The organism is Streptomyces sp. WMMC1477 (genome assembly GCF_027460245.1).
Taxonomy (GTDB): domain Bacteria; phylum Actinomycetota; class Actinomycetes; order Streptomycetales; family Streptomycetaceae; genus Streptomyces.
Map to the genome: position 1 here is coordinate 5,077,358 of NZ_JAPZBD010000003.1, position 18,244 is coordinate 5,095,601.

Annotated in this window: 17 protein-coding genes; 7 read left to right on the plus strand and 10 right to left on the minus strand. The window is 71.7% G+C overall.

Going from position 1 to position 18,244, the window contains the following annotated elements; genetic code table 11:
* Positions 1-39: 39 nt before the first annotated feature.
* The 4 genes from O7609_RS22210 (at position 40) to O7609_RS22225 (ending at position 2,706) form a co-directional block, all read left to right on the plus strand.
* Positions 40-630, plus strand: coding sequence for a DUF4383 domain-containing protein (locus O7609_RS22210; RefSeq protein ID WP_269744111.1), 591 nt, complete (start codon positions 40-42; stop codon positions 628-630).
* 96 nt (positions 631-726) lie between these two features.
* On the plus strand, positions 727-1,380 hold the full coding sequence (locus O7609_RS22215) for an MBL fold metallo-hydrolase (RefSeq protein WP_269735232.1): 654 nt from the start codon (positions 727-729) through the stop codon (positions 1,378-1,380).
* A gap of 33 nt (positions 1,381-1,413) precedes the next feature.
* Positions 1,414-2,208 carry an exodeoxyribonuclease III gene (locus O7609_RS22220; protein ID WP_269735231.1) on the plus strand — a complete coding sequence of 265 codons (795 nt, stop codon included), beginning with the start codon at positions 1,414-1,416 and terminating at the stop codon, positions 2,206-2,208.
* Positions 2,209-2,265: 57 nt separating this feature from the next.
* Positions 2,266-2,706: a DUF6278 family protein gene (locus tag O7609_RS22225; protein WP_269735230.1), complete on the plus strand. Its 441-nt coding sequence runs from the start codon at positions 2,266-2,268 to the stop codon at positions 2,704-2,706.
* On the opposite strand, the gene O7609_RS22230 is transcribed toward O7609_RS22225, so the two are convergent.
* Positions 2,682-3,437, minus strand: coding sequence for a hypothetical protein (locus O7609_RS22230; RefSeq protein ID WP_269735229.1), 756 nt, complete (start codon positions 3,435-3,437; stop codon positions 2,682-2,684). The two genes, O7609_RS22225 and O7609_RS22230, sit on opposite strands and share 25 nt — an antisense overlap.
* Positions 3,438-3,572: 135 nt before the next feature.
* On the opposite strand from O7609_RS22230, the gene O7609_RS22235 reads away from it, so the two are divergent.
* Both O7609_RS22235 and O7609_RS22240 read left to right on the plus strand, forming a co-directional pair.
* Entirely contained in the window at positions 3,573-4,400 is an 828-nt protein-coding gene (locus tag O7609_RS22235; protein WP_269744112.1) for an inositol monophosphatase family protein, read from the plus strand.
* A gap of 27 nt (positions 4,401-4,427) precedes the next feature.
* Positions 4,428-5,843, plus strand: a complete 1,416-nt coding sequence (locus O7609_RS22240; RefSeq protein WP_269735227.1) for a phytoene desaturase family protein — start codon at positions 4,428-4,430, stop codon at positions 5,841-5,843.
* Positions 5,844-5,892: 49 nt separating this feature from the next.
* Here O7609_RS22240 and O7609_RS22245 read toward each other — a convergent pair whose 3' ends face one another.
* Entirely contained in the window at positions 5,893-7,626 is a 1,734-nt protein-coding gene (locus O7609_RS22245; protein WP_443072194.1) for a BCCT family transporter, read from the minus strand.
* Positions 7,627-7,757: 131 nt separating this feature from the next.
* Between O7609_RS22245 and O7609_RS22250 the strand changes: the two genes are divergently transcribed.
* The gene (locus tag O7609_RS22250) at positions 7,758-8,894 is read left to right on the plus strand and encodes a glycerate kinase (RefSeq protein ID WP_269735225.1); all 1,137 of its coding nucleotides are present in this window, start codon (positions 7,758-7,760) and stop codon (positions 8,892-8,894) included.
* A 137-nt stretch (positions 8,895-9,031) separates the two neighbouring features.
* Here the strand turns inward: O7609_RS22250 and pssA are convergent, their stop codons facing one another.
* The 8 genes from pssA to O7609_RS22290 all read right to left on the minus strand — a co-directional run bounded on the left by pssA (position 9,032) and on the right by O7609_RS22290 (position 18,187).
* Positions 9,032-9,820 (minus strand): CDP-diacylglycerol--serine O-phosphatidyltransferase, encoded by a 789-nt coding sequence (gene pssA, locus O7609_RS22255; RefSeq protein ID WP_269737158.1) that lies wholly within the window; start codon positions 9,818-9,820, stop codon positions 9,032-9,034.
* A 58-nt stretch (positions 9,821-9,878) separates the two neighbouring features.
* Entirely contained in the window at positions 9,879-10,526 is a 648-nt protein-coding gene (locus O7609_RS22260) for a phosphatidylserine decarboxylase (protein ID WP_269744113.1), read from the minus strand.
* Between the two features lie 180 nt (positions 10,527-10,706).
* Positions 10,707-11,912: an acyl-CoA dehydrogenase family protein gene (locus O7609_RS22265; protein WP_269735223.1), complete on the minus strand. Its 1,206-nt coding sequence runs from the start codon at positions 11,910-11,912 to the stop codon at positions 10,707-10,709.
* Between the two features lies 1 nt (position 11,913).
* Positions 11,914-12,435: a MaoC family dehydratase gene (locus O7609_RS22270; protein WP_269735222.1), complete on the minus strand. Its 522-nt coding sequence runs from the start codon at positions 12,433-12,435 to the stop codon at positions 11,914-11,916.
* A gap of 3 nt (positions 12,436-12,438) precedes the next feature.
* On the minus strand, positions 12,439-13,404 hold the full coding sequence (locus O7609_RS22275) for an HpcH/HpaI aldolase/citrate lyase family protein (protein WP_269735221.1): 966 nt from the start codon (positions 13,402-13,404) through the stop codon (positions 12,439-12,441).
* Complete coding sequence (locus tag O7609_RS22280) at positions 13,401-15,434, minus strand: protein meaA (protein ID WP_269735220.1); 2,034 nt, start codon at positions 15,432-15,434, stop codon at positions 13,401-13,403. Before O7609_RS22280 ends, O7609_RS22275 begins: the two co-directional genes overlap by 4 nt.
* A gap of 17 nt (positions 15,435-15,451) precedes the next feature.
* Positions 15,452-16,792 carry a crotonyl-CoA carboxylase/reductase gene (gene ccrA / locus O7609_RS22285; RefSeq protein WP_269735219.1) on the minus strand — a complete coding sequence of 447 codons (1,341 nt, stop codon included), beginning with the start codon at positions 16,790-16,792 and terminating at the stop codon, positions 15,452-15,454.
* Between the two features lie 600 nt (positions 16,793-17,392).
* Positions 17,393-18,187 (minus strand): TetR family transcriptional regulator, encoded by a 795-nt coding sequence (locus O7609_RS22290; protein WP_269735218.1) that lies wholly within the window; start codon positions 18,185-18,187, stop codon positions 17,393-17,395.
* Positions 18,188-18,244: the final 57 nt, after the last annotated feature.

The following is an 18,244-nucleotide window of genomic DNA, read 5'->3' on the forward strand; positions in this document are numbered from 1 at the left end:
GGCTGCATCCGGTCAGCCGCTTTCGGTCGAAAACAGGGCATGAAGCTGCAAAACGAACTCCCCGTAGACCATCACCTCGCGACCGTCTACCGCTACGGCGCGGCCTTCTGCGGGCTCGTCCTGCTCGTCTTCGCCGGTCTCGGCTTCGCCGACGCCCTCAGCTCCTTCGAGACCTCGGGCGACACCATCGCGGGCATGACCACCAACGTGGCCCTCAGCGTCATCTCCACGGTGGTCGGATTCGCCCTGCTCGTCGGCGCCGCCGTCGGCGGTAACTTCGCCTCCACCCTCAACATGGTCGTGGGCGGGCTCTTCGTGCTCAGCGGGCTCGCCCACATCTTCATCCTGGACACCTCCGCCAACGTCCTCGACTTCGGCATGACCAACGTGATCTTCAGCTTCGTCATGGGGCTGCTCATCGCGACGTTCGGCATGTACGGCCGGGTCTCCAGCAAGCTCTCGCCCGACAACCCCTACTGGCGGCGGCGGCACGCGGAAGCGGCGGTCCGGGCGAGGGCCGCAGCGATCCAGGCGGCGGCGGAACCGGCAGCGCTTCCCCGGAAGCAGGCCCGCCCTCTGCCGTCGGACGGGAGTGAGGGGCCCGACGACGTCCGCCGGGCGATCGGGTGACGCCGTGCGACGCCGTGCGCCGGGCGGCCCGGACGGGCACGGCGCCGCCGGCCGGGGTGGAGGACGCCGTCCGCGCCGCGTACGACAATGGGCACCATGAAGCTGACGAAGCAGGGGCACGCATCCGTGCGGCTGGAACGTGGAGGCCGCACCCTCGTCATCGACCCGGGAGGCTTCAGCGAGCCGGAGGCGGCGGTGGGCGCCGAGGCCGTCCTCGTCACCCACGAGCATCCGGACCACTTCGACGAACGGCAACTGCGTGCCGCGCTGGAGGCCAACCCGGCCGCCGAGATCTGGACGCTGCGCAGCGTCGCGGAGCAGCTCTCGGCCGCGTTCCCCGGCCGGGTGCACACGGTCGGGCACGGAGACACCTTCGAGGCCGCGGGCTTCGCGGTCGAAGTGCACGGGGAACTGCACGCCGTCATCCACCCGGACCTCCCGCGCATCACCAACGTCGGCTTCCTCGTGGACGGCGCCGAGGGCGCCGTCTTCCACCCCGGCGACGCGCTGACCGTCCCCGGGCGGGCCGTCGAGACGCTGCTCCTGCCGCTGCAGGCGCCGTGGAGCAAGCTCTCGGAGGTCGTCGACTACGTGCGCGAGGTGGCACCGCGCCGGGCCTACGACGTGCACGACGGGCTGCTCGCGGATCCGGGCTTCCAGGTGTACGGGCGCATGCTGGGCCCCGCGGGCCCCGGCATCGGCGACACCGAGCACGTGCGGCTGGCTCCCGGGCAGTCCGCTCGCGTGTGAGCGCTGTCGGTGCCGCCCGGTAGGTTGGGCACCATGGCTACGCGCATCGCCACCTGGAACATCAACGGGATCAACCCCCGCATCGAGCGGCTCACGGCCTGGCTGGAGGCCACCGGGCCGGACGTGCTGTGTCTGCAGGAGCTCAAGTGCACGGCCGAGCAGTTCCCCGCCGAGGCGCTGCGGGAGCTCGGCTACGAGGCGGCCGTGCACGCGGACGGCCGGTGGAACGGCGTGGCCGTCCTCTCCCGAGCCGGCGTCGAGGAGCCGGTCACGGGGCTGGCCGGCGGGCCCGAGTTCGAGGGCAAGCAGGAGCCGCGCGCGGTGTCCGCCCTGTGCGGGGGCGTGCGCGTGTGGTCCGTCTACGTGCCCAACGGCCGCGAGGTCTCCCACCCGCACTACGCCTACAAGCTGCGGTGGCTGGAGGCGCTCCGCAAGGTCGCCGAGCAGGAGGCGGGCGGCGAGCGGCCGTTCGCCGTCCTGGGAGACTTCAACATCGCCCCCACCGACGAGGACGTGTGGGACATCACCCAGTTCGAGGGAGCGACGCACGTGACCGAGGCCGAGCGGGCCGCGCTGGCGGCCCTGCGCTCGGCCGGGCTCGACGACGTCCACCCGCGGCCGCTCAAGTACGACGTGCCGTTCACGTACTGGGACTACCGCCAGCTCTGCTTCCCCAAGAACCGGGGCATGCGGATCGACCTCGTCTACGGCAACGCGCCCTTCCGCGCGGCGGTCAGGGACGCCTACGTGGACCGCGAGGCACGCAAGGGCAAGGGTCCTTCCGACCACGCCCCGGTCGTGGTGGACCTGGAGTTGGGCGCCGGCTAGCCGCCGCGGTCCGCGTGCCGGTGGTGCGACACAGCGGGCGAGTGGGACCCTTGCCCCATGAACATCTCCTTCCTGGACAACTGGCGCAAGCGACACGCTCCGGCGCGCGGTGTGGCGGTGTTCGGCTCCCCCGAACCCGACTCCGAGGGCATCGCGGGGCTGCTCGCCGAAGCGGAACTGCTGCGCGGGCAGGCGGCGGATCGCGGGGTGCGGCTGGACGACAGCCCGGCGTCACTGGAGGCGCTCGACCAGCTGCTGCCGCGGTGGCGCGACGACCCGGAGACGATGAGCTGGCTGGGCAACGACGCCGGGCTGTACCTGGGCACGGTGCTCGTGCGCACCGTCCCCGGCGCGCGCTGGCAGGTGTGGCCCAACGGCCACCCGGTCGTACGGCTCGCCTCGGGGCGCGAGGTCGACGTCGTCGCCGTCGGCCACGCCTGGGCCAGCGCCGGGACGCCCGAGCTGTCGCAGAGCTACGCGGAGGCGGCCGAGTCCTGAGCGTCGCGCTGCGGAGCGGGGGCGGGTGTCCGGGCCGCACGCGTGACGTCGCCGACCAGCTCCACGACGTCCGGCCCGTAGGCGGAGTCGTTGACGACCTTGAGCAGCAGGCAGAACGTGCCGTCGGTGCCGTGCTTGCGGGCCAGGCGCAGGTGGTGCCGGACCAGGTACCGGGCGGCCGCCTGGTTCGCGACGGCCGTCTGCCCGCAGAACAGGAACACCGGCCGCTGCCCGGACTCGGCCGTCAGCCGGGCCAGCAGGACGTGTGCCGTGCGGCCCTTCTCCCAGCCGTACGGCTTTCCGGCGACGGTGATCACGCCGTGGTCCGGCTCGCCGAACTCCTCGGTGTTGACGTGGACTCCGGGGAGCAGGACCGAAAGGTGCGCCTCCATACGGGGGTTGGACACGGGCCCGCCGATGCAGAACTCCGCCCGTTCGCCGAAGCCCTGACGCGCGTCGTCGGCTGGGAGCACCTGGATGCCCGCCCTGCAGTCCTTGACCAGTGAGGACAGCTCCAGCAGGGCGAGCGCGTCGGCGCGGGCCACGGCGCCGGCCTTCCCGGCGTCCCGGTTGACGACCAGCGCGCATTCGGCGTTGTCCGGCAGCCCGAGGAAACGCTGCCTGCGCCGGAGCGTCCGGCGCCACAGGAAGGTGCGGAAGAACCAGCCGAGCGCCGCGCCGATTCCGGTGGCGGCCAGTCCGAGTACGAGGTCGCGCAGGGAGTCGTCCATGGGGAGTGAGCTTAGGCCGTTCGGGTGAGCCCTGACCGTCGCGTGCTCCCTCCGCGCGGCCACCACCGTCCCGTCCCGTGCCCGTGGAGGCCGCCAGGAGCGGCCCCTGTCCGCGCTGCGTGGTTGTATGGGCACATGATCGACGACGTGCTGACAGCCGGGGTAGAGGCGGCCATCCGCAAGGCCGCCGCAGAGGAGATCATGCCGCGCTGGCGGCAGCTCGCCGACCACGAGATCACGCAGAAGGCGGGTCCGCACGACCTGGTGACCATCGCCGACCGGCGGGCCGAGGCCCATCTGGCCGAAGCCCTGCCGCCGTTGCTGCCCGGTTCGGCGTTCGTCGGCGAGGAGGGCGTGCACGCGGACGCCGCCTCGCTGGATGCGCTGCGCGGTGACGCCCCCGTGTGGATCGTCGACCCGGTCGACGGCACCCGGCAGTTCGTCCGGGGCGAGGACGGCTTCTGCACCCTCGTCGCCCTCGCCCACCGCGGCGAGTTGCTGGCCTCGTGGACGTACGCGCCCGCGCGGGACCAGCTGGCCGTCGCCCGGCGCGGGGCCGGGGCCACTCTGGGCGGCCGCAGGCTGGCGGCCGGTTCGCCGCGCCCCGGTGCCGACCTGCGCGTGGCCACGGACCACCCCGACTTCGTCGACGGGGAGCGCCGGCGCTCCCTGCTCGGCCTGCGCACCGACGGCATCCAGGCCCGCCCCTGCGGATCGGCCGGCCTGGAGTATCTGAACGTGGCCACGGGCCGGTTGGACGCCATCGCCTTCACCTGGGAGAACGCCTGGGACCACGCCGCCGGGCTGCTGCTCGTGGAGGAGGCGGGCGGCGCGCAGGCCACCCTCGCCGGGGAGCCCTTCGCGGTGGCAGGGGGCAACGCCCTGCCGTTCGCGGCGGCCCGGGACGGGGAGACGCTGCGGCGTATCCTCTCCTTGCTGGCAGGCCCGCGCGCGGGAGACTGACCACCTCGAGGGTGAGGGAGAGCCGACGTGCCGTCCATGCGTGACGCCGTGGTGGTGGGGGCGGGGCCCAACGGGCTGACCGCCGCCGTGGAACTGGCCCGCAGGGGGCACTCGGTCGAGGTCTTCGAGGCGGCCTCCGCCGTGGGCGGTGGTGCCCGCACGGAAGAGCTGACACTCCCCGGCTTCCGGCACGACCCCTGCTCAGCCGTACACCCCATGGGCGCGGGCTCCCCGGCCTTCCGGGACATGCCGCTGGCGCGGCACGGCCTCACGTGGCTGCACCCCGGCATCGCCCTCGCCCACCCTTTCCCCGACGGCACGGCAGCCACCCTCACGGACTCGGTGGGGGAGACGGCGATGTCCTTCGGGCCCCGGGACGCCGGTGCCTACCGGCGGCTCATGGCACCGTTCGTGGGCCGCTGGGACAGCCTGGCGGGGGACTTCCTGCGGGTCCCGTGGGACGGACCGCCGCGCGATCCCGTCACCCTCGCCCGGTTCGGGGCGCTCGGACTCCAGCCCGTCGCGTGGCTGACGCGGCGCTTCCACGACGAGGGGGCCAAGGCGCTGCTCTCCGGGCTCGCCGCCCATGTCATGGCGCCGCTCGGCACCCTCGCCACCGCCGGGGTCGCCCTGGTCTTCGCCCTCGCCGCGCACGAACACGGCTGGCCGATCGCCCGGGGCGGCTCCCAGTCCGTCTCCGACGCCCTGGCCGGCTACCTGCGCGAGCTCGGCGGCGTCGTGCACACCGACTTCGAGGTCCGGCGGCTGGACGAGCTGCCGCCCGCGCGGGCGTACCTGTTCGACACCTCCCCCACCGCCCTCGCCCGCATCGCGGGGCTCGGCCGCGCCTTCGAGCACTTCCGCTACGGGGCCGCCGCCTTCAAGGTCGACTACGCGCTGGACGGGCCGGTGCCGTGGACGGCTCCACAGGCCCACCGCGCCGGGACGGTCCATCTCGGGCCCTACCGCCGCGACATCGGCGCGGCCCTGCGGGCGCCCGTCCAGGGCCGGGCTCCTGAGGAGCCGTTCCTCATCGTGTCCCAGCCCACCGCCGTCGACCCGACCCGGGCGCCGGAAGGCAAGCACGTGCTGTGGGCCTACGGTCATGTGCCGCACGGCTGGGACGGCGACCTCACCGGGGCGATCGAGCGGCAGATCGAGCGCTTCGCCCCCGGGTTCCGCGACCTGGTGCTGGCCCGTGCCGTGTCCGGCCCGGCCGAACTGGCCGCCCGCAACCCCAACTACGTGGGCGGCGACATCGCCTGCGGGGCCTTCACCGGGCTCCAGACGCTGCTGCGTCCCCGGCTCGCCAGGGTGCCCTACGCGACACCGCACCCGGCCGTCTTCCTGTGCTCCTCGGCCACCTGGCCGGGCCCGGGCGTGCACGGCATGTCCGGCCACAACGCGGCCAAGGCCGTCTGGCGCCGCCTGCGCGCCCGGTAGACCGGCGCCTGGCAGACGGCGCCCGGCGGGCGGAGCGCCGACGCGCCCCTCAGGGCTCCGTCTCGTGCTCGATGTACCCCTCTCCGGTGTCGGAGTCCGCGGAGATCCGGTCCGCCGCGCGGCGCAGCCGCGGGTGCCGGGGCCGGGTCTGCTCGCCGACGGCCTCGCCGACCATGGCCCGCAGGGCGTCCCGCAGCCCGTGCAGGGGGTGGTGCCGAGCCGGTCCGGCTCCGGGGTCGGCGTACAGCTCGCGCAGCAGGGCCCAGCACATGGCCATCAGTACGACGGCGAACGGCAGGGCCACCAGGATCGTGCCCGACTTGAGCGACTCCAGGCCGCCGGACACCAGCAGCACCGCGGCCACGGAGCCCATGAGCACGCCCCAGGTGACGACGAGCCAGTTCCGCGGGTGCAGGGCGCCCCGGCTGGTGAGCGAACCCATGACCAGCGAGGCGGAGTCGGCGCTGGTCACGAAGTACGTCATCACCAGCAGCATCGCGACGACCGAGGTGATCGTGCCCAGCGGCAGGGACTCCAGCAGGGTGAAGAGCGAGGCCTCCACCCCCTCCTCCAGCGGCGCGGACAGGTCCTCCTGACCGGTGGAGTCCAGCCGCAGCGCGCTGCCTCCCATGACGGAGAACCAGGCGATGCTGGCGCCGGAGGGCACGAGCAGAACGCCGACGAGGAACTCCCGCACGGTGCGGCCGTGGGAGATGCGGGCGAGGAAGGTGCCCACGAACGGGGCCCAGGACATCCACCAGGCCCAGTAGAAGATCGTCCAGGCGCCGAGCCAGCTCTCGTTGCCGAAGGCCCCGGTGCGCGAGGAGGTGATGAGCAGCTCCTGCAGATACGGGCCCACGCCGGCCGGGATCGCGTTCAGCACGTAGACGGTCGGGCCGACGACGAAGATGAACAGCATCAGCAGGCCCGCCATGACGATGTTGATGCTGCTGAGCCACTTGATCCCCTTGTGCAGGCCGGAGAAGGCGGAGACGACGAACGCCGCGCCGAGCACGGCGATGACGGTCAGCTCCAGGCCCCGGGTGTCCTCGACGCCGGTGGTGATGTTCAGCCCCTTGGCGACCTGGAGAGCCCCGAGCCCGAGACTCGTCGCCGTGCCGAAGACGGTGGCGAACACGGCGAGCAGGTCGATCCCCCGGCCCAGCGCCCCCTCGGCCCGGTGCTTGCCGATGAGCGGGACGAACACGGAGCTGATCCGGTTGCCCCGGCCCTTGCGGAAGGTCGCGTAGCCGAGCGCCAGCCCGGTGACGCCGTAGATCGCCCAGGGATGCAGCGCCCAGTGGAAGAACGAGTACTCCAGCGCCGTCTGCTCGGCCTCCCCGCTGCGCGGCTGGATGTCGCCGAACGGCGGCGGGTCGAAGTAGTGCGTGAGCGGTTCGCCGACCCCGTAGAACATCAGCCCGATGCCCATGCCCGCGCTGAACATCATCGCGATCCACGCCAGGTTGGTGAACTCCGGCTCGTCCTCGTCCCGGCCCAGGCGGATGCGTCCGTAGCGGCTCAGGGCGATGTAGACGCACAGCGCCAGGAACACGTTGGCGCTGATCATGAACAGCCAGCCGAAGTTCCTGAGCACCCACGTCAGCGAGGTGGACGTCGCCGAGGAGAAGGAGTCCTCGGCCAGCCAGGCCCAGCCGACGACGCACAGCAGCGCGACGACGCCGATGGCCACCACGGTCGCGTCCGGGGTCGGGTCCTTGTGCGGCGGACCCATGTGGGTGTCCTGCGGAGGTGGTGAGGGTGGCGTCGTGTCCGTACTCATAGCGTCTCAATACCAGAGCTATGGGCTGTTTTGTCCGCCTGGCGCGCCGTGTGCGATGGCCGCCCCCGCATCGTGCCCGATAAGGTCTTTCCTGGCGCGACTGCCCGTTCGAAAAGCAAGGGACGACCCACATGAGCCAACCAGGGCGCGTGCTGATCGCCGCAGACAAGTTCAAGGGATCGCTGACGGCCGTCGAGGTCGCCGAGCACGTGACGGCCGGTCTGCGGCGTGCCCGGCCGGGGCTGGACGTCGAAGCCCTCCCGGTGGCCGACGGCGGCGACGGCACCGTCGCCGCTGCCGTCGCCGGTGGCTTCGAGCGCCGGGAGGCCACCGTCACCGGCCCGCTCGGCACCCCCGTCACCGCCGCCTACGCCCTGCGCGGCGGCACGGCGATCGTGGAGATGGCCGAGGCCTCCGGGCTGCAGCTGCTGCCCGAGGGCGTCTTCGCGCCGCTCACGGCGACCACCTACGGCAGCGGTGAACTGCTGCTCGCCGCGATCGGGGCCGGGGCCACCTCGATCGTGTTCGGTGTCGGCGGCTCCGCCACCACGGACGGCGGCGCCGGCATGCTCGCCGCGCTCGGCGCCCGTTTCCTCGACGCCGACGGGGAGCCGCTGGCCCCCGGCGGCGGCCCCCTGCGCGAGCTGGCCGAGGCGGACCTGAGCGGCCTCGACCCCCGGCTGAAGGACGTCGACATCGTGCTCGCCAGCGATGTGAACAACCCGCTCACCGGGGCCACGGGCGCTCCGGCCGTCTACGGTCCGCAGAAGGGCGCCTCCGAGGAGGACGTCGCCACCCTGGACGCCGCCCTCGCCCACTACGCCGGGGTGCTGGAGACGGCCATCGGTCCACGGGCCGCCGAGTGCGCCGCGGCGCCGGGCGCCGGAGCGGCCGGTGGCATCGGCTACGGCGCCCTGGTGGGGCTGGACGCCACCTTCCGCCCCGGGATCGAGGTCCTGCTCGACGTGCTGGGCTTCGCCCCGGCGCTTCAGCGCGCGGACCTCGTCATCACCGGTGAGGGCTCCATGGACGCCCAGACGCTGCACGGCAAGGCCCCGGCGGGCGTGGCGGCCGCGGCCCGGGCCGCGGGCAAGCCGGTGGTGGCCGTCTGCGGCCGGCTCGCGATCGACGAGGCGGCGGTGCGGGAGGCCGGTATCCAGGCCGTCTACCCGCTGACCGCCATCGAGCCGGACACCGCGCGGTGCATCGCGAACGCGGGCCCGCTGCTGGAGCGCGTCGTGGAGCGGCTCGCCGCCGCGCACCTGTAAGGGAGCCGCATCGTCGCGGGCGCCCCGCGCTCGGAGGTCTGCGCCGGGGTGTGGGGCTGCCACCCGCGCCCCGGCCCGGACGCGCGGGTGGCCCGTACCCCCAGAGGGGCACGGGCCACCCGCGCGTTCCGGCCGGCTCAGGGGCGGGCGCCGAGCCCGGCCCTCGCCTCGCGGCGGTTGTAGCGGAAGGTGTTCACCCGCCGGGCCGTCGCGAACAGCGGGATGACCGCGCCCAGCACGAGCTGCAGCGCACAGCCCGTCTGGAGGAGCAGCTCGCCGCCGGGGGAGTCCAGCGCCCAGGCGGCCAGCATGCCCATCGCGAGGACGATCCAGCTCAGCATCCCCACGGCCAGCTTGCCGCGCGGCTTCGGGTACTCCACCCGGCTCACCATGAGCCAGGCGGTGCCGATGATCGCGAGGAGCGTGGGCACGAAGGGCAGCTCCAGGAGCACGATGGAGACCACCGTCAGGGCGCCGAACGGGGACGGCATGCCCTGGAAGATGCCGTCACGCAGGGTGACGCAGGAGAAGCGGGCCAGGCGCAGCACCACGGCCAGCAGCACGACGATCGCGGCGAGTGCCGACACGTGCTGGTGTGCGTCACTGGCGACCATGCCCCACACCAGGACGAAGTACGCCGGGGCCAGGCCGAAGCTGATCAGGTCGGAGAGGTTGTCCAGCTCGGCGCCCATCGCCGAGGCGCGCAGCTTGCGCGCCACGATGCCGTCGAAGAGGTCGAAGATCGACGCCATCAGCATGAGCATCACGGCTGTAGCGGCGCTCGAGCGCGCCATGCCACCGTCTCCGTTGCCGGTCAGATGCGGGATGAGGACGCCGGTGGTGGTGAAGTACACGGCCATGAAGCCGCAGGTGGCGTTGCCCAGCGTGAGGGTGTCCGCGATGGACAGCCGGGTGGACAGCGGCATCTCGTCGGCTTCGTCCTCGTCCAGGCCCCAGCCGGCCGGTGCGCCCAGGGCGTCCTGGTCAGTCGCGGTCAAGACGTGTCACCCCCGCGGTCGTGGTCTGACCCACCTCGACGGCCGCCTCGATGCCCTCGGGCAGGTAGACGTCGACCCGCGAGCCGAAGCGGATCAGCCCGATCCGCTCACCCTGCTCGACCTTGGTGCCCTCGGGCACGTAGGGGACGATGCGCCGCGCCACCGTGCCGGCGATCTGCACCATCTCCAGGTCGCCGAGCTCGGTGTCGAAGTGCCACACCACCCGCTCGTTGTGCTCGCTCTCCTTGTTGAACGCCGGGACGAAGCCGCCGGGGACGTGCTCGACCGAGGTCACGGTGCCGGCCACCGGGGCGCGGTTCACGTGGACGTTCAGCGGGCTCATGAAGATCGCCACGCGCGTCCGGCCGTCCTGCCACGGCATGATGCTCTGCACCACGCCGTCGGCCGGCGAGATGATCCGCCCCTGTGCGATGTCCCGCTCCGGGTCCCGGAAGAACCACAGCATGCCGGCGGCGAGCGCGGTGGCCGGTACGGCCACGGCCCGGGCCTTGCCGGAGCGTCCGGCCCCGGCGAGGCTGACGGCGGCCGTGGCCACCGTCGGGAGGAGCCATGGCGACGCTCTGCGTGCGATGCGGACACGGCCACGGGAAGAAGAGGGTGAGCGGTGGGGCATGGATGACCTTCGTAGCGGGAGGGCGCCGCGCAGATACGGTGGACCACGGCTGTTGTTGGCATGGTATCGGCATGTGACGGCAACTGGGAAAGCCGGAGTTGCGGGGGAAACGCGAAACCCCGGCCCGGGCGTGTGACCTCCCTCACGGAGGAAACCGCCCAAGCCGGGGTCAGACGTTACTCAACCCTGGAGCCGGTACTCCTCCAGGAGGCGACGCCCGACGATCATTTTCTGGATCTCCGCCGTACCTTCACCGATCAGGAGCATCGGGGCCTCGCGGTAGAGGCGCTCGATCTCGTACTCCTTCGAGAAGCCGTAGCCCCCGTGGATGCGGAACGCGTCCTCGACGACCTCCTTGCAGTACTCCGAGGCCAGGTACTTGGCCATGCCCGCTTCGAGGTCGTTGCGCTGCCCCGAGTCCTTCTTGCGGGCGGCGCCGACCATGAGGGCGTGCGCGGCCTCCACCTTCGTGGCCATCTCGGCCAGCTTGAACTGGATGGCCTGGTGCTGGGCGATCGGCTTGCCGAAGGTGCTGCGCTGCTGCGCGTAGTCGATGCCCAACTCGAAGGCGCGCTGGGCCACTCCGCAGCCGCGCGCGGCCACGTTCACGCGGCCGACCTCGACGCCGTCCATCATGTGGTAGAAACCGCGGCCGGTCTCCCCGCCCAGGACGCGGTCGGCCGGGACCCGCAGCCCGTCCATGATGAGCTCGGTCGTGTCGACGCCCTTGTAGCCCATCTTGTCGATCTTGCCGGGGATGGTGAGCCCCGGCTTGACCTCGCCGAACCCGGGCTCCTTCTCCACCAGGAACGTCGTCATCGACTTGTGCGGGGCGGTGCCCTCGGGGTGGCCCTCGTCGGTGCGGCACAGCACCGCCACGAGTGAGGACGAACCGCCGTTGGTCAGCCACATCTTCTGACCGGTCAGCACGTAGTCGTCGCCGTCCCGCACGCCCTTGGAGGAGATGGCCGAGACGTCGGAGCCGAGCGCGGGCTCGGACATGGAGAAGGCGCCGCGGATGTCGCCGGCGGCCATCTTCGGCAGGAAGTAGTCCTTCTGCTCCTGCGTGCCGTGCTGCTTGAGCATGTAGGCCACGATGAAGTGCGTGTTGATGATGCCCGACACGCTCATCCAGCCGCGGGCGATCTCCTCCACGCACAGGGCGTAGGTCAGCAGCGACTCACCGAGGCCGCCGTACTCCTCGGGGATCATCAGCCCGAAGACGCCCAGCTCCTTGAGACCCTCGACGATCTCGGTGGGGTACTCGTCCTTGTGCTCCAGCTCGGTCGCGACCGGGATGATCTCCTTGTCCACGAAACCGCGGACGGTGGAGACGATCTCCTGCTGGATGTCCGTCAGACCCTCGGTCTGCGCGAGGCGCCCCATGTCACTTACCGTCCTTCGCGCGCTCGACGAGCTCCGGGCGGCCCGGCTGCTCACCGCCCCGCTTCTCGATGTACTCGGCGGTGGGCACCATGACCTTGCGGCGGAAGACGCACACGAGGGTGCCGTCCTGCTTGTAGCCCTTGGTCTCCACGTGGACGATGCCGCGGTCGGACTTCGACTTCGAGGGCGTCTTGTCCAGGACCGTCGTCTCGCCGTAGATCGTGTCCCCGTGGAAGGTCGGGGCCACGTGCTTGAGCGACTCGATCTCCAGGTTGGCGATGGCCTTGCCGGAGACGTCCGGAACCGACATGCCGAGCAGCAGCGAGTAGACGTAGTTGCCCACCACGACGTTCCTGCCGAAGTCCGTCGTCTTCTCGGCGTAGTTGACGTCCATGTGCAGCGGGTGGTGGTTCATGGTCAGGAGACAGAACAGGTGGTCGTCGTACTCCGTGACCGTTTTTCCCGGCCAGTGCTTGTAGACGGCACCGACCTCGAACTCCTCGTAGGTACGGCCGAACTGCATCGCTTACGCCTCCGGTGCCTCGAACTTGCTGGTACGGGTCATGCCGGCGGCCCGGCCCTTGCCCGCGATGACGAGCGCCATCTTGCGGCTGGCCTCGTCGATCATCTCGTCGCCGAGCATGGCCGAGCCCTTCTTCCCGCCCGCCTCGGAGGTGTGGTACTCGTAGGCGTCCAGGATGAGCTCGGCGTGGTCGTAGTCCTCCTGGGAGGGCGAGTAGATCTCGTTGGCCGCCTCGACCTGGCCCGGGTGCAGTACCCACTTGCCGTCGAAGCCCAGCGCCGCCGAACGCCCGGCCACCTCGCGGTAGCCGTCGGTGTTCTTGATCTGCAGGTAGGGGCCGTCGATGGCCTGCAGGTCGTGGTGGCGGGCGGCCATGAGGATCCGCATGAGGATGTAGTGGTAGGCGTCGGCCGGGTAGCCCGGCGGCTGCTCGCCCACGACCAGCGACTTCATGTTGATCGAGGCCATGAAGTCGGCGGGCCCGAAGATGATGGTCTCCAGCCGCTCCGAGGCGGCGGCGATCTCGTCGACGTTCACCAGGCCCTTGGCGTTCTCGATCTGTGCCTCGATGCCGATCTTACCGACCTCGAAGCCCATCGTCTTCTCGATCTGGGTCAGCAGCAGGTCCAGCGCCTTCACCTGGGTGGCGTCCTGCACCTTCGGCAGCATGATGCAGTCGAGGTTGGGGCCCGCGCCCTCGACGACGGTCACGACGTCCCGGTAGGTCCAGTGGGTCGTCCAGTCGTTGACGCGCACCACACGGGTCTTGCCGCTCCAGTCGCCGGTGTTCAGGACATCGACGATGTTGTGCCGGGCACCCTCCTTGGCGAGCGGCGCGCAGGCGTCCTCCAGGTCCAGGAACACCTGGTCAGCCGGGAGGCCCTGCGCCTTCTCCAGGAAGCGCGGGTTGCTGCCCGGCACCGCCAGGCAGGACCGGCGCGGACGCAGACGGTTGACGGGGGTGCTCATGCGGGGACCTCCAGGGGGTCAAGCTGGTTCGCGATGCGGATCTCGTCGACGATACGGCCGATGATCTCCGTGATGCCGAAGTCCTTCGGCGTGAAGACGGCCGCCACACCGGCGGACCGCAGGGCGGTGGCGTCGGCGGAGGGGATGATGCCGCCGACGATGACCGGCATGTCGCCCGCGCCCGCCCGGCGCAGCCGGTCCAGGACGTCGGGCACCAGCTCGGCGTGCGAGCCGGAGAGGATGGACAGGCCCACGCAGTGCACGTCCTCGGCGACGGCTGCCGAGACGATCTGCTCCGGGGTGAGCCGGATGCCCTGGTAGACGACCTCGAAACCGGCGTCGCGGGCGCGCACGGCGATCTGCTCGGCCCCGTTGGAGTGGCCGTCCAGACCCGGCTTGCCGACCAGCAGCCGCAGCCGTCCGCTGCCCAGCTCCCGGGCCGTCACGTCCACCTTGCGGCGCACCTCGGCGAGCGTGGAGCCCTCCTCGGCGCTGACGGCGACCGGGGCGCTGCTCACGCCCGTCGGCGCGCGGAACTCCCCGAAGACGTCCCGCAGCGCCCAGGCCCACTCACCCGTCGTCACACCCGCGCGGGCGCACTCGACGGTGGCCGGCATCAGGTTCACGTCCCCGGCGGCGGCCTTCTTCAGCGCCGCCAGCGCCTCCTGGGCCCGCGGCTCGTCCCGGCCGTCCCGCCAGGCGCCCAGCGCCTCGATGACCCGGGCCTCGTTCGCCGGGTCGACGGTCATGATGGCGGTGTCGAGGTCGGCCGTCAGCGGGCTCGGCTCGGTGCCCTCGTAGCAGTTGACGCCGACGATCTTCTCCTCGCCCGACTCGATCCGCGCCCGCCGCTCCGCGTGCGAGGAGACGAGCTGCGACTTGAGGTAGCCGGACTCGACGGCGGCCATCGCGCCGCCCATCTCCTGGATGCGGTCGATCTCCGTCAGGCACTCCTCGACCAGGCCGTCGACCTTGGCCTCGATCACGTGCGAGCCGGCGAAGATGTCGTCGTACTCCAGCAGGTCGCTCTCCAGGGCGAGCACCTGCTGGATGCGCAGCGACCACTGCTGGTCCCAGGGGCGAGGCAGGCCCAGCGCCTCGTTCCAGGCCGGCAGCTGCACGGCACGGGCCCGCGCGTCCTTCGACAGCGTCACGGCCAGCATCTCCAGGACGATGCGCTGGACGTTGTTCTCCGGCTGCGCCTCGGTCAGCCCGAGCGAGTTGACCTGCACCCCGTAGCGGAAGCGGCGCTGCTTGGGGTTCTCGACGCCGTACCGCTCAAGGGTGATCTTGTCCCAGATGCGCGTGAAGGCCCGCATCTTGCACATCTCCTCGACGAACCGCACGCCGGCGTTGACGAAGAAGGAGATGCGGGCCACGACGTCGCCCATCCGCTCCGGCGGCACCTGGCCGGAGTCGCGCACGGCGTCCAGGACGGCGATCGCCGTGGACATCGCGTACGCGATCTCCTGTACCGGTGTGGCCCCGGCCTCCTGCAGGTGGTAGCTGCAGATGTTGATCGGGTTCCACTTGGGGACGTTCGCCACCGTGTAGGTGATCATGTCGGTGGTCAGCCGCAGGGAGGGCCCCGGCGGGAAGACGTGCGTCCCGCGCGAGAGGTACTCCTTGACGATGTCGTTCTGCGTCGTCCCCTGGAGCCTGCCGATGTCGGCGCCCTGCTCCTCCGCGACCACCTGGTAGAGCGCCAGCAGCCACATGGCGGTGGCGTTGATGGTCATCGAGGTGTTCATCTGCTCCAGGGGGATGTCCTGGAACAGCCTCCGCATGTCGCCCACGTGCGCGACGGGCACCCCGACCCGGCCGACCTCGCCGCGGGCCAGGACGTGGTCCGGGTCGTATCCGGTCTGCGTCGGCAGATCGAAGGCGACCGAGAGCCCCGTCTGGCCCTTGGCGAGGTTGCGCCGGTACAGCTCGTTCGACGCCTCGGCGGTCGAGTGCCCGGCGTAGGTGCGCATCAGCCAGGGGCGGTCGCGCTGGGGGCGCGCGCTGGTGTTCTGACGCTCAGTCATGGTGGTGGCGTCTCTTCTCAGACGTTCCGGAAGCGGTTGATGGCGTCGACGTGCTTCGCCCGCGTCTCGGGGTCGCTGACGCCCATGCCCTCCTCGGGGGCCAGGCATAGCACACCGACCTTGCCCTGGTGGAGGTTCTTGTGGACGTCGAAGGCCGCCTGCCCGGTGTCCTCCAGGGAGTACGTCTTGGAGAGCGTCGGGTGGATCTTGCCCTTCGCGATGAGCCGGTTGGCCTCCCATGCCTCGCGGTAGTTGGCGAAGTGCGAGCCGACGATCCGCTTCAGGGACATCCACAGGTACCGGTTGTCGTACTGGTGCATGTAGCCCGAGGTCGAGGCGCAGGTGGTGATGGTGCCGCCCTTGCGGGTGACGTAGACGGAGGCGCCGAAGGTCTCGCGGCCGGGGTGCTCGAAGACGATGTCGATGTCCTCGCCGCCGGTGAGCTCACGGATGCGCTTGCCGAACCGCTTCCACTCGCGCGGGTCCTGGGTGTTCTCGTCCTTCCAGAACGTGTAGCCCTCGGCCTTGCGGTCGATGATCGCCTCGGCGCCCATGCGGCGGCAGATCTCCGCCTTGTCCTCGCTGGAGACGACGCAGATCGGGTTGGCGCCGCCGGCCAGGGCGAACTGGGTGGCGTAGGAGCCGAGGCCACCGCTGGCGCCCCAGATCAGGACGTTGTCGCCCTGCTTCATCCCGGCGCCGTTCTGCGAGACCAGCTGGCGGTAGGCGGTGGAGTTCACCAGGCCCGGAGCCGCGGCCTCCTCCCAGCTCAGGTGCTGCGGCTTCGGCATGAGCTGGTTGGACTTGACGAGGGCGATCTCCGCGAGACCGCCGAAGTTCGTCTCGAAGCCCCAGATGCGCTGCTCCGGGTCGAGCATCGTGTCGTTGTGGCCGTCGGCCGACTCCAGCTCGACGGACAGGCAGTGCGCGACGACCTCGTCACCCGGGGTCCAGGCGTTGACGCCCGGGCCGGTGCGCAGGACGACGCCCGCGAGGTCGGAGCCGATGACGTGGTACGGCAGGTCGTGGCGCTTCGTCAGCGGGGAGACGCGGCCGTAGCGCTCCAGGAAGCTGAACGTGGAGACGGGCTCGAAGATCGAGGTCCACACCGAGTTGTAGTTGACCGAGCTGGCCATGACCGCGACGAGTGCCTCGCCGGGGCCCAGTTCCGGGACGGGCACGTCGTCGAGGTGCAGCGACTTGCGAGGGTCCTTGTCCCGGCTGTCGAGGCCGTGGAACATCTCCTGCTCGTCCTTGTGCACGGTGATCGCGCGGTAGGACTCGGGCAGTTCCAGTGCGGCGAAGTCTTCGGCGGTGCTGTCCGGCGAGACGATCGCGTCGAGAATGGGGTTGGTCACGGTATGCCTCCGGCGAAGCGTGTGGTGCGAGAACGCGAGGGGGACGCCGTCGGTTCAGCGTTGTGCCTGGTGACGCAGGCAGTTTCCGGCACGCGGATGGGGTGTGGCCGCAGGGACAGTGCCGGTGTGCCGCCCACCGTATGACACGCAGTGCCACCCCGCAAGACACCCCGTGCCATTTCTTTCCGGTGCCCGCCATTGGCCCCGCCACGGGGTTCCCCAGTCCCGCCTCTTCCCGCAGCCGGGGCGTCCGCCGGGCCGCGCATCGGCTCTGGTGGAGGCCGCCGCAGCCCGGACCCTTCTGGGCGCGGAGCCGCGGGCCCATCACGGGCACGCGGGGGCGCAGCCTCCTGGCCGGGGGCGTGAGGGGGCTCGGGAAAGCGCCGGACGCGGTCCGCGTCGGGCCGCCCACGCGGGCGGAGCGGGGTCCGGGGCTGGGGCCCCGGTTTCGGGAAGGGGCGGGACCGGGGCACACCCGGCGGCGGAGGGCGGACGGCCGAACGGCCACGGGCGGGCCCGCCGGGGGGGGCGGTGAGGCCCGCGTCGGGCGGGCCTCCGGCGGGGAGCCGGGGGCGGAGTACCCCGGGGCCGGGCCCCGGGCTACTCCGGGCGGAGGGCGGCCTCGATCGTCCGCATGATCTCCGCCAGCGGCGCGTCCGTCCGCGCCACGGTGACCAGCACGTCCCCGGAGGACGTGGCGGTCGCCGCCGCCGACTCGGCCTCGCGCGCCGGCTGGCCCGTGGCCCGGCTCGCGCCGAACCCGGTGCCGAAGGTCTCCCGGACGATGGCGAACGCCCGGTCGAGCTGCGCCTCGACGTCGCCCTGCGCGCCCGAGCGCAGCCAGCGCCGCAGGACGTGGTTGTGCGCGGTGACGACGGCCGACGCGGCGACCTCGGCCAGCAGCGGGTCGTCGTCGCCGTCGTGGTGCGCGGCCTCGTCGAAGTGGCCGAGCAGGTAGCGCGTGAACAGCCGCTCGTAGCGGGCCACGGAGGCGATCTCGCGCTCCCGCAACGCGGGTACCTCGCGGGTCAGCTTGTAGCGCTCCACACTGCCGGCGGGGGAGGCCGCGTACATGCGCATGACCTCCTTGATGCCCCGGCACACCGTGTCGAGGGGGTTCTCGTGCGGCGGTGCGGCGTCCAGGACGGCGCGGGCGCGCTCCAGGGTGTCGTCGTGGTCGGGGAAGATCGCCTCTTCCTTGGAGCGGAAGTGGCGGAAGAAGGTGCGCCGGGCCACACCGGCCGCGGCGGCGATCTCGTCGACGGTGGTCTCCGCGTACCCCTTGGTGGCGAAGAGCTCCATCGCGGCAGCAGCCAGCTCCCGGCGCATCTTGAGGCGCTGGGACGAAGCGGAGCTTCGTGCGGTCGTTCGAACGGTCTTGGCAGGCTGCGACATGTGGGGAACGTTACACGGGCCGCTGTTCGGGTGCGGCGGGCCGCCGGAGCCGGGGTC